We start from the raw sequence: 12,241 nt of genomic DNA on the forward strand, positions 1-12,241 counted from the left end.
AAAATGTGGCTTCCTTTCGATTTCATATTTTTCTTTCAAACCTAAACCCATGAAAACCTCAAGCCGGCTTACACTTAAACCCCCATTGCGTATTTTATCAGCACATTTTCAAATAATTCTTCTCTGGCAACTTCGCCGGTAACTCTGCCCTGCCTCATAATGATAACCCGGTCGCACATTCCGATGATTTCCGTCATCTCCGAAGAGATCATGACGATTGCAACTCCCCGTCCCGCCAGATCATTAATTACTTTATATATTTCTACCTTTGCCCCGACATCCACTCCACGGGTAGGCTCATCCAGTATCATACATTTACAGTCAGCCGCCAGCCATTTTGCAAGAGCCACTTTTTGCTGGTTGCCTCCGGACAGACTGGATACATCATCCTCCATGGATGCATATTTCGTAGACAATTGCCCCAGGATATTTTCTACTGTCTGTTTTTCTTTTTTTCCGTTGATAACGTCCATGGCGTATTTTACCTGTTTCAGGGAAGCAAGGGTCGTGTTAATACGTATGGATTGATTTAGCAGTACCCCCTGCTGCTTTCTGTCTTCGGGCAGGAATCCCAGCCCGCGTTCCACTGCATGCTTAGGCGCCTTAAACGACACCTTTTCCCCCGCCAGCGTAATTTCACCGCTTTCTTTACGGTCTATTCCAAATACGGCACGCATAGTCTCCGTCCTTCCTGCCCCCACCAGTCCGCTGAATCCCAGCACTTCACCTGCCCGAACAGAAAAAGACACATTCTGTACCATATTTCCGCAGTTCAGGTTTTTCACATCCAGAACCACCTCTCCCAGCTTCACTTTTCTCTCCGGATACAGGGTAGACATTTCCCGACCGACCATGAGATTGATCAGCCCATGCTTATCGATATCTCCGGTAGAAAGCTCTTTTACAAACTTCCCGTCTTTAAATACCGTTATTGTGTCGCATAACTGGAATATTTCTTCCAACCGGTGGGATATGTAGATGATGCTGACTCCGTCTTTTTTCAAAAGGTTCACCAGTGAAAAGAGTTTTTCAATTTCTGTAAATGTCAGCACTGCAGTTGGTTCGTCCAGCACCAGAATCTTTGCATCCCGGCTGAGATTCTTGCAGATTTCCACAACCTGCTGATATGCCACCGACAATTCCGCAACCTTTTGTTTCGGGTCAATTTCTCCAAATCCCAGCTTCTTTAATATTTCGGAAGCATCTTTATTTAATTTTTTCCACCGAATAGCCGCTCCGCCCTGATTTAACCGGTCAATAAATATATTTTCAGCAACCGTTAAATGAGGCGCCAGCATAAACTCCTGATATATCGTTGCAATCCCCAGGTCTTTCCCTTCTCTTGGAGAGGTGATCTTTACCTCCTGCCCGTCAATCCGAATAGTCCCTCCATCCCGTAAAACCGCCCCGGATAAGATTTTCATCAAAGTAGATTTTCCTGCACCGTTTTCTCCGATTAAAGCATGAACTTCTCCTGGCTTTACCCGCAAAGAAACATCCTTCAGTGCATAGACGCCGCCAAACTTTTTGTCAATATGCTCCATCTCAACCCGATATTCACTACCCATCGCCTACACTCCTCATCATTTTCTGTGTTTCTGCTGCTTTTCTTTTTTGGGGATGCCGCATCGTTATCTTTCTTCTGATAAACTGACACAACACCCCCATTTTTGATTCCTTTATTTCCGCGGCGGTGTATTACACCTGCCTTACATTACGTTGTTAAAATGCCGCATTTTCATCATAGTAGTCTTTTGCATTTTCAATGGTATAACAAAGAGGCGGTGTCCGTGTGATATCCTCATAATCGTCTGCTGTCTTACCATTCAGTAAAACATCGTCTGCAACCTGCATAGCCATAGCCGCAACCGTCTTTGGATTATTATCCCCAGTAGCAATATAACCCGTATTATCTGCGATTAGTTTGATTGCTTCCTTCTGTCCGTCTGCTGCTGCCGCGAGTTTAATCTTATCGGTTAAGCCTGCATTTTCAATAGCAGTCATAGCGCCTAATAACATATTGTCATTCTCGCCTAATACCAGGTTGATATCCTTATTTGCTACCAGTAAATCCTCCATTGCCGGAAGACCTTCATCTGCAGTCCAGTTACCCCAGCCCTGGCCGTTGATCTTGAAATCTGCATCCGCATTTTCTGCTTTACCTTTGTCCATCAGCTCCTGTTCCATTGTTTTTGCTGCAGCCCAGGCTTCATCTTCCGTACAGCCTGTTCTCTGTTCAATAATTCCGCACATAAGACCGGTACGTCTTTCCTGAGATACCACCGCACCTTTTACACCGGATAGGAGTACGGATACAATCGGGTCTTTCCCGAACTGCTCACCAACATAGAGTCCTACTGCTCTTCCGTTTCTCAGGTTATCGGAACAAACGGTCGTAATATTATCAGCCGATGTATCGCAGGCATTATCTACATTGATTACCGGAATACCTGCTGCTGTTGCATTTGCAATCGCCGGAAGACAGGCCTCGGAATCTACACAGTTCATAATAATACAATCATAATTCTGGGAAACGAACGTTTCCATATTTTCCATTTCCTTGGAAATATCTTCGGAAGCATCCAGGCTGGCATAAGACCATCCCCTTGATTCGACTTCTTCTTTGAGGGCTGCATCCAGAGCTACAAAATATGGGTTATTTAAGGTCTTATTTACATAGCCGACTTTAAAACTTTTACCGGAAGCATCCGCTTTTTTCTCTGCTTCCGTGACTGCCTCTGATGCTGTTTCTTTTGCTGATTCCGTTACTGGTTCTTTTGTTTCTGCTGCCTTTGTCTCTGCAGCTTTTGTCTCTGCCTGAGCCTCTGTTTTTGCCGCGGTGTCCGCATCAGAACTCTTCGTTGTGCCTCCACATGCCGACAGCATGGAAACGGACATTGCCACTGTTAATAAAATCCCCAACATCTTTTTGTACCTTCTCATTTTATTCCTCCTTAGAATATGAATATTTGCGGCTGCTGCTATTCTGGTGCGTGTCAGAAAAGTTTTCTGTTTCTGCAAGATTATGCATTCCGCTTATTGTGGCGGATCGCTGAATCTGCAACAGGCTCCCGGAAGCAGTCTGCCATATATTAGATTTATTTAGCACCATGCTAAATAAGGCTAATCTCCTGGGTATCATGCATCAAATCCTTCAAACTCCGGTAAAGCTTCAGATATCTCCGGAATGGTTCCTGATACAATTTGTGCTTTTCCATATCGGGTTTGATCACTATTTCGGGCACTACCATCTTATCTGCTGCATCCTGAAAACTATGATAATGTCTTCCTTTTGATGCAGCTGCCACACAGCACCCCAATACCCCTGCCTGGCTGTTCCGATTGATAATAATCTTTTTACCGGTTACATCCGATATCATCTGAATCCATCCACGGTCTTTGGTAACTCCCCCGCAGACAGTCAGCGAATTTATTTCATATCCCTGGGTTTCATAATTCCGTATAATGTTGTATGTACCAAATGATACGGATTCCAACACAGCATGGTAAATATGTTTCCAGGTATGTTTGACATTCAGTCCATAGATCACACCTTTGGCCATTGCATCCTTATACGGTGTTCGGTTTCCCTGGAAAAAATCCAGAACCGTTAACCCGTCAGATCCGGGATCGACTTCCTCTGCCGCCCGAAGCAGTCTGGCATAAGGATTACCGTCTTCTTCTCCGATATGAAAATTTTTCCGAAACCAGTTTACCAGTCCGGCAGCCGATATCTGACCTCCTTCAAGCAGCCAGAGTCCGTCTACCAGTGCACTGTCATAAGGCCCCCAGATGCCTTTTAGATCCGGCTTCTCTTTGGACATACACAGATGTACAAAACTGGTTCCCATAACAACACCCAGTTTATGAGGCTTAATAACATCCAGTCCAAACATCGCCATATGGGCATCAATTCCTCCCTGTACCACCACTAAATCAGGATTAAATCCAAAACGCTCTGCCAGTCCGGGTCTTATTTTCCCCACAACCTCACCGATTTTATCTACCTGTGTGACGATTTTTTCCTTATAATCTTCAAAACCTATCCGTTCAAAGTATTCTTTCTGGTAACCGCCTTTTGATTCTATGTAATTCCATTTGCATGTCGTATTGCAGATGGAACTGGATAGCTTTCCGCATAACATGTAATTAATCCAGTCCAGTTGTTCTACCAGCCGGAAACACTTATCGTAAATATCCCTGCGGTGTTTTTTGATCCATAATGCTTTTGGAATCATCCATTCAAAGGATGTCTCCTTCCCACAGTAATCCAGAACCGGATCATGCGTTTCATTGATCTCATTCATTTCCTCCCGGGATCTGGCATCCATCCACATCATGGCATCCATAAGAGGCTTTCCCTGTTCATCGATAGCCAGTACCGTAGAAGATGTAGCACAGACACAGCACGCCTTCACGGATTTCTTCTGCTCATCCGTCATTTCACGGGAGCACTGTTTTAGCACCTCCAGAATGCTCTCCCACCAATCCATAGGATTTTGTTCTGCCCAGCCGACTTTAGGATAAGAAGTTTCCCACTTTTTTTCATGGCTGATCAGCATTTCACCATCTTCATCAACAATTCCAACCCGTACTCCCTGAGTCCCCGTATCAATTCCAATAAAATACGATTTCATTCCCTTGTCCTTTCAAACATATTATAGGAACATATGTAACTATATGATTATCATTTGTATACATGGATAATACTATAAGTTTTGTGCATTGTCAATATAAATTGCAATTATTTTTATAATATCAGGGCATTTTGTCGATTTTCATAATTTTTACACTTAAAATTCAGTAAACATTTTATAGCTTTATATCATTAAAGCAGCTCTCCCTGGGTAATTTGTCGATAAAGATTTGCTATTACCCTATTACTGGCATTTTGTAACCTTGCCTCATTGACTTTCCATTTAATTTATGCTATTTTAGTTTTAATAACATATGTTTTTATTGCACTATCATTTGTTCATGAGATGCTATTAAATGTATAGGAGGGTGTTTAAATGAATTATCGAGAATTGTACCAACCGGCACATACGTTGATTGGTAAGGGCTGTATTTGTGAAATACCGCGGCACATTGATCTTATATCAGGTAAGAAGGCATTTATTGTCACTGATAAGCCGCTTGTAGATATTGGAACTGTAAAGAAGGTCACTGATGTGCTGGATAGTGCCGGTAAAGACTATACGATTTATGACGGAGTTAAACCGAATCCGACCGTATCTATCGTAAATGAGGCTAAATCACTTTTTGACCGGGAACACTGTGACTACATGATCGGGATTGGAGGCGGCTCTTCCCTGGATGTTTCCAAGGCTGTCAGTATACTTGCTAATAATGGCGGGGATATTGCCGCTTATAACGGATTGAATAAATCAAAAAACCCCGGTATTCCGCTTATTGCCATTAATACAACTGCAGGGACCGGCTCAGAAGTAACCCGGGCTTATGTGGTTACGGATGAAATTAATAAAGTAAAAATGCTGATGGTTGATGCCAACTGCCTCTCTTATCTGGCAATTAATGATCCCATGCTGATGCTGGATATGCCTGCCTTTTTGACGGCATCTACCGGAATGGATGCTCTGACACATGCCATTGAGGCTTATACTGCCAAATCTCATTTTCCTTTTACCGATGGAATCGCACTTGAAGCAATTCATTTAATTGGTATGTCCCTGGAAAAGGCCGTATTTGAAGGCAGAAATATAGAAGCCCGCACTGACATGTGCTGGGCAGAATATATGGCTGGTCTTGCATTTTCTAATTCGGGTCTTGGAATGGTACACGCTATGGCTCACCAGCTGGGCGGTTTTTATAATACCCCTCATGGTGTTGCAAATGCTATCCTGCTGCCCTATGTTATGAAATACAATACATCTGTATGTAAAGAACGGTATTCCCGGATTGGTCAGGCACTTGGTATTGACACTTCCCGGATGACGGCAGATCAGGGGGCAGCCGCAGCTATCTGCCACATCCGCGAACTATCACAACGGATCGGAATTCCTAAATTGAACACAACATCATTTCGGCCTTCTGATGTGGTGACTTTGTCTTTACATGCTCTGGAGGATACAGGAATGCCTGAAAATCCGAAAGAGGCTGCGCTGGTAGATGTGCAGAAGGTTTATATGGACGCTTATTATGACAGTGCTCCCTGATCCAGAATTATTATTTCTTCATATAAAAAACCGGCTGCAGCAGCCGGTTTCAGATTGTAGATAAAGTAAATTATGCTATATAGCACTGTATATCAAGAGAATAGGGTTCTTTCTCATGTTTGGATATTTTGTATCAATTGGCAATTCTGATTTTCTTATGCCAGAATGCATTATGCAAAATTAGGAGTCCATTTTCACAGATTCAAAACAATATTCTTTTATATAATTTAAATTAATAATATACGATTTGTGGATTCTTATAAATTTTTGCAGAGGAACCTCAGACATAATCAGATCAATTTTCCCATAGAATTCTTTGCTATGATCATCTAAAATAATATATACTTTTTTACCTTCACTTTTAAAATAAAGAATACTACTATATAATATTCTATGATAAGTCCTGCCATTTTTATATTGATAGCAAAGGTTTTGTTTTTCAATTAATTGTACAGCCTTATGCAGATTTTTCCACATGGCTGAATCATAAACAGGCTTAATCAAAAAATTTAGCGGCCTTATCTGAAATAATTTCATAGCGTGATTGGTACTCTCGGAAATATAAATGAGATGTGTTGCATCATTTCCCAGCTTCTCTCTCAAATAGAGTCCCACATCTATCCCACTCATTTTCTGTAATTGAATATCTAAACAGATCAGATCATAATAATTAGAATTTTCTAAAGACTTGCACAGAGCTTCACCACTATAAAAAATGTCTATTTCCACATTAATAGCATTTTCCCGGGCATACTTTCGAATAATATGTTCCATAAACGAACATATCTTGTTATCTACATCACAAACTGCAATATATATCATAAAATCATCTCCCATAAATAGTATAGCATATAAATAAATCGCTCCATACTATTTTATCATCAAACTCATAACTTCCCTTCTTCCCTCATACCTTTTCCCACACACCCTTAAGAAAAGACCGGATAGCCAATCGCCATCCGGTCTTTATTTTCTTTAAAATATTTCTATCTTATTGTTCTCCACCATACAGAGTAATTAATTTCTGCAGGTAAGCATATCTTTCTTTTGCGTATTCTTCAGATTTAGCGAAGAGTACAGCAGCTTTTTCAGGATTAGAACGTTTCAGTGAATTGTAACGAACTTCTCCGTCTAAGAATGCCTGGTAATCTCCTGTTGGAGCTTTGCTGTCTAAGCTGAATGCAGCTTTTCCTTCTTCAGCCAATGTTGGGTTGAAGCGGAAGCAATGCCAGTAACCAGCTTTTACTGCGTTATCTTCTTCTGTCTGAGCTTTGCTCATACCGATCTTGATTCCGTGGTTGATACATGGAGCATAAGCGATAATTAAGGATGGTCCTGGATAAGCTTCTGCTTCCGCAATCGCTTTTACAGTCTGATTGTAATCAGCACCCATAGCGATCTGTGCTACATATACATAACCATAGCTCATAGCGATACTTGCAAGGTCTTTTTTCTTCGCTTCTTTACCACCGGCAGCGAACTGTGCTACAGCTCCTGTAGGTGTAGATTTGGAAGACTGTCCGCCTGTATTAGAGTAAACTTCTGTATCGAATACCATGATGTTGATATCCTGTCCGCTTGCTAATACATGGTCAACACCGCCGAAACCGATGTCATAAGCCCATCCGTCACCACCGAAGATCCACTGGGATTTCTTAGCTAAGAAGTCTTTGTTATTTACAACTTCTTTGCATGTATCGCAGTCTTTGCCTTCTAAAGCAGCTACCATTCTGTCAGTTGCAGAACCATTTGTAGCGCCTGAATTAAAGGTATCGATCCAATCCTGGCAAGCAGCTTTTACATCAGAGTCTTCTGTATTTGCAATGATTTCTTCAACTTTTGCTTTTAAGCCGTTTCTCAGGGCTTTCTGAGCTAATAACATACCATAACCAAATTCTGCATTATCTTCAAATAAGGAGTTACACCATGCTGGTCCCTGTCCTTTTGCATTTACAGTATAAGGTGTGGATGGTGAAGAGTTACCCCAGATAGAAGAACATCCTGTAGCATTTGCAATGTACATTCTGTCACCAAATAACTGAGTGATTAATTTAGCGTAAGGTGTTTCACCACAACCTGCACAAGCTCCTGAGAACTCAAGTAATGGCTGTTTGAACTGGCTTCCCTTTACGGTATTTTCTTTGAATTTTTCAACAACATCTGCTTTTGCAGGTAATTCTACAGCGTAGTCAAAGTATTTCTGGCAGCCAGCATTTGCTTCCATATTTTCAAGAACAAGTGCTTTTTCACCCTTCTTACCTGGACATACGTTCGCACAAGATCCACATCCTGTACAGTCATAAGCAGAAACGGTTATTGCAAATTTATAATTTGGCATACCTGTCATTGGAATGGTTGTCATTCCTTCCGGTGCTGCAGCAACTTCTTCATCTGTCATAGGAACCGGACGGATAACTGCATGAGGACATACATAAGCACATCTGTTACACTGGATACAGTTTTCTGGTTTCCAAACAGGGATATCTACTGCGATACCACGTTTTTCATATGCAGAAGAGCCGGATGGTGTAGATCCGTCTACATATTCTTTGAATGCAGATACTGGTAAGGAGTTACCTTCCTGTGCATTTACTTTGCTCTGGATATTGTTAACGAAATCAACAACGTCTTTTCTTCCGCCTTCAGCGTGAGACATTGCAAGTCCTTCGTCAGCAGAATCTTTCCAGCTGTCCGGTACTGTGATTTCAACAACCTGTTTCGCACCGGCATCAATTGCATCATAGTTCATCTGTACAATCTTATCGCCTTTTCTTCCGTAAGTAGCTTTTGCAGCTGCTTTCATCAGGTCAATAGCCTGTTCTTCCGGAATGATGTTTGCAAGTTTGAAGAATGCTGACTGAAGAACAGTATTGATACGTCCGCCAAGTCCGATTTCTTTACCAATCTTGATACCGTCGATTACATATAATTTAATACCGTGGTTAGCGATAAAGCTCTTAACCTGTCCTGGTAAATGTTTCTCAAGACCTTCCATATCCCATGGGCAGTTTAATAAGAATTTGCCGCCGTCTACTAATTCCTGAACCATGTTATATTTATTAACATAAGATGGGTTGTGACAAGCAACAAAGTTAGCCTGACGGATTAAGTAAGTAGATTTGATCGGGCTCTTACCAAAACGTAAATGGGACATGGTAACACCGCCGGATTTCTTTGAATCATAATCAAAGTAAGCCTGAGCGTACATATCTGTGTTATCACCGATAATCTTAATGGAGTTCTTATTAGCACCAACAGTACCGTCAGCACCAAGTCCCCAGAATTTACAGTTGATTGTTCCTTCTGGTGTAGTAACAAGCGGTGTTCCTAATTCAAGAGACAGATTTGTTACATCATCCACGATACCGATTGTGAATTTCTTCTTTTCTGCATTTTTGTATACAGCAACGATCTGAGTAGGTGTTGTATCTTTAGAACCTAATCCGTAACGTCCTGAGTATACCGGAACTGCATCAAATTTCGTTTCTTTTAATGCTGCAACTACATCTAAGTATAATGGTTCGCCAAGTGCGCCTGGTTCTTTTGTTCTGTCTAATACGGAGATCTGTTTTACAGTTTCCGGAATAGCATTAATCAAAGCTTCTGCGCTGAATGGTCTGTAAAGACGAACTTTTACAACACCGACTTTTTCGCCTGCTGCTGTTAAGTAGTCAATTGTTTCTTCGATTGTGTCACATACAGAACCCATAGCGATGATTACGTGTGTAGCATCTGCTGCTCCGTAGTAGTTGAATAATTTATAATCTGTACCGATTTTTTCATTTACTTTGTCCATGTAGTCCTGAACGATAGCCGGTAAAGCATCGTAGCTTTCGTTACAAGCTTCTCTAGCCTGGAAGAAGATATCAGGATTCTGTGCAGAACCTCTGTGGCATGGATGATTTGGATTTAAAGCATGTTTACGGAAAGCATCAACTGCATCCATATCTACCATATCTTTTAAATCTTCATAATCCCATGTTTCGATCTTCTGGATTTCATGAGATGTACGGAATCCGTCGAAGAAGTTGATAAATGGAATACGTCCTTTGATGGAAGCGAGGTGAGCAACAGCTGTTAAGTCCATTACTTCCTGTACGCTGGATTCACAAAGCATAGCGCATCCTGTCTGACGACATGCATAAACGTCAGAATGGTCACCGAATATAGATAATGCATGGCTTGCAAGAGCACGTGCGGAAACATTGAATACACCTGGTAACTGCTCGCCTGCAATTTTGTATAAGTTAGGGATCATAAGTAAAAGTCCCTGAGATGCTGTATAAGTAGTTGTTAAAGCACCTGCTGCAAGGGATCCGTGAACGGTACCGGCAGCACCTGCCTCAGACTGCATTTCAGTTACCTGAACTTCCTGTCCGAAGATATTTTTTCTTCCCTGGGTTGCCCATTCATCAGTTGCTTCAGCCATAACAGATGATGGTGTGATCGGATAGATTGCTGCTACGTCTGTAAACGCATACGAAGCATGAGCTGCAGCATGATTACCATCCATGGTCTTCATTTTTCTAGCCATTTGTGTTTTTCCTCCTTATTATTTAGAATCCCCGAAAGGATTCATTTGTACATATGGATTTATGATTTTCCTCATATGAACTAATCATAGCACATTTCGGGATACTTGTCCATTTGCCTGGTACTTAATTTAACATTTTTTTTGTACTTTTCACAATACACAAAAAATTACGGGATGCACTGCCAAAAGAGCGTATCTTAAAATATTTGAGTCTGTACTGTCCGCTTCACACAAGCGTCAGACAGGTGCAATTATTCTAAGACACGCTCTATACTATCCTCTTATCGGTTCAAATACCGGATCTTTTTCCTCTGTCTCAAGGCAGACACAGTAATTTTTTTCATCCCATAATTCTTCTGGGACTTCTACTTCAATCACACCTGCTCCCTCACAGGTAACGGAACACTCGTATTCCAGTTCCTGTCCATTGCTTACTAAATATGCACTTTTTACTTTATTGCCTACATTAAGCAATTCAATACGGCGCCTCGGAGCTAAGACATGTACAAATAACTTATAATCTTTCTGTGTAAATTGAGCCCACTCTAATTCATAAGCATAGAGGTCTACTCTTCTGGTTCCAAAGATACTGTCCGCATTATCCTGAACATATTTTCCCACCTCGTCCAAAATAGCGATGCTTCTGTCCGGTACATGTCCGGTTGCATCCGGACCGATATTCAGAAGGTAATTGCCTCCCCTGCTGGTTACTTTCAGCAGAAGCCGGATAATATCATCCGGATTCTTCCAGTTATGGTCATCCTTGTTGAATCCCCAGGTATCATTTAAAGTAGCCGGCAGTTCCCAGTCTCCTTCATACGGCAGCCTCGGTATGAAATTATCTCCCGTAGTCATATATTCACCCAGTTCATTTCCAATTCTGCCGCTGACAATGCAGTCCGGCTGCAGGGATTTTACCAGGTCAACCAGGGATTTACTCTGCTCCGGGGTGGTTCCCATCGGTGTATCAAACCATATTAAAGCAATATCTCCGTACTCCGTTAGAATTTCAGTTAACTGCGGTTTAACCTTTGTATCCAGATAGTGCTGATAATCTTTGTGGGAATTATCCTTTAAATACATTAACCCGTCAGGATCATGCCAGTCCTGCGCCTGGGAGTAATAAAGACCCAGTTTCATATCATATTTATCACAGGCATCTTTTAACTGTCTCAGAATATCTTTTTTGTAAGGTGTTGCCTTTACTACGTTGTAATCACTGCACTTGGAGTCATACATTGCAAAACCTTCATGATGTTTCGAAGTAAATACAATATATTTCATCCCCCAGCTCTTTGCCTTTTTTACAATCTCCTCCGCATTAAAATTTACCGGATTAAACTGTCCTGCCAGCTTTTCATACTCACTGACCGGTATATCCAGATGATTCATAATCCACTCCGCAATCCGGTCTGTCTTCTTGCCATTGTATTCCCCTGCTAAAATAGAATATAATCCCCAATGGATAAATAATCCAAACTTTGCATCCTTAAACCATTGCTGTTTTGTATCTTTCATTTTTTACTTCTCC

7 protein-coding genes are annotated in these 12,241 nt (G+C 41.5%); 1 reads left to right on the forward strand and 6 read right to left on the reverse strand.

The genetic code is table 11. The annotated features are described in order from the left end of the window. Positions 1-74 precede the first annotated feature (74 nt). The 3 genes from QR40_RS00995 to QR40_RS01005 form a co-directional block, all read right to left on the reverse strand. Entirely contained in the window at positions 75-1,568 is a 1,494-nt protein-coding gene (locus QR40_RS00995) for a sugar ABC transporter ATP-binding protein (protein ID WP_027293719.1), read from the reverse strand. Between the two features lie 154 nt (positions 1,569-1,722). After that, the gene (locus tag QR40_RS01000) at positions 1,723-2,943 is read right to left on the reverse strand and encodes a substrate-binding domain-containing protein (protein WP_052430646.1); all 1,221 of its coding nucleotides are present in this window, start codon (positions 2,941-2,943) and stop codon (positions 1,723-1,725) included. A gap of 170 nt (positions 2,944-3,113) precedes the next feature. Continuing rightward, positions 3,114-4,637, reverse strand: coding sequence for an FGGY-family carbohydrate kinase (locus QR40_RS01005; RefSeq protein ID WP_044292959.1), 1,524 nt, complete (start codon positions 4,635-4,637; stop codon positions 3,114-3,116). Positions 4,638-5,012: 375 nt separating this feature from the next. Here QR40_RS01005 and QR40_RS01010 point away from each other — a divergent pair, with 375 nt between their 5' ends. After that, positions 5,013-6,176 (forward strand): iron-containing alcohol dehydrogenase, encoded by a 1,164-nt coding sequence (locus QR40_RS01010; RefSeq protein WP_044292960.1) that lies wholly within the window; start codon positions 5,013-5,015, stop codon positions 6,174-6,176. Between the two features lie 180 nt (positions 6,177-6,356). Here QR40_RS01010 and QR40_RS01015 read toward each other — a convergent pair whose 3' ends face one another. The 3 genes from QR40_RS01015 to QR40_RS01025 all read right to left on the reverse strand — a co-directional run bounded on the left by QR40_RS01015 (position 6,357) and on the right by QR40_RS01025 (position 12,228). Then, positions 6,357-6,998, reverse strand: coding sequence for a LytR/AlgR family response regulator transcription factor (locus tag QR40_RS01015; protein ID WP_044292961.1), 642 nt, complete (start codon positions 6,996-6,998; stop codon positions 6,357-6,359). A 169-nt stretch (positions 6,999-7,167) separates the two neighbouring features. Beyond that, positions 7,168-10,710 (reverse strand): pyruvate:ferredoxin (flavodoxin) oxidoreductase, encoded by a 3,543-nt coding sequence (nifJ, locus tag QR40_RS01020; protein WP_027293712.1) that lies wholly within the window; start codon positions 10,708-10,710, stop codon positions 7,168-7,170. Between the two features lie 273 nt (positions 10,711-10,983). After that, the gene (locus tag QR40_RS01025; protein WP_044292963.1) at positions 10,984-12,228 is read right to left on the reverse strand and encodes an alpha-L-fucosidase; all 1,245 of its coding nucleotides are present in this window, start codon (positions 12,226-12,228) and stop codon (positions 10,984-10,986) included. Between the last annotated feature and the right edge of the window lie 13 nt (positions 12,229-12,241).

The organism is Robinsoniella peoriensis, assembly GCF_000797495.1.
In the GTDB taxonomy this organism is placed as follows: Bacteria; Bacillota; Clostridia; order Lachnospirales; family Lachnospiraceae; genus Robinsoniella; species Robinsoniella peoriensis.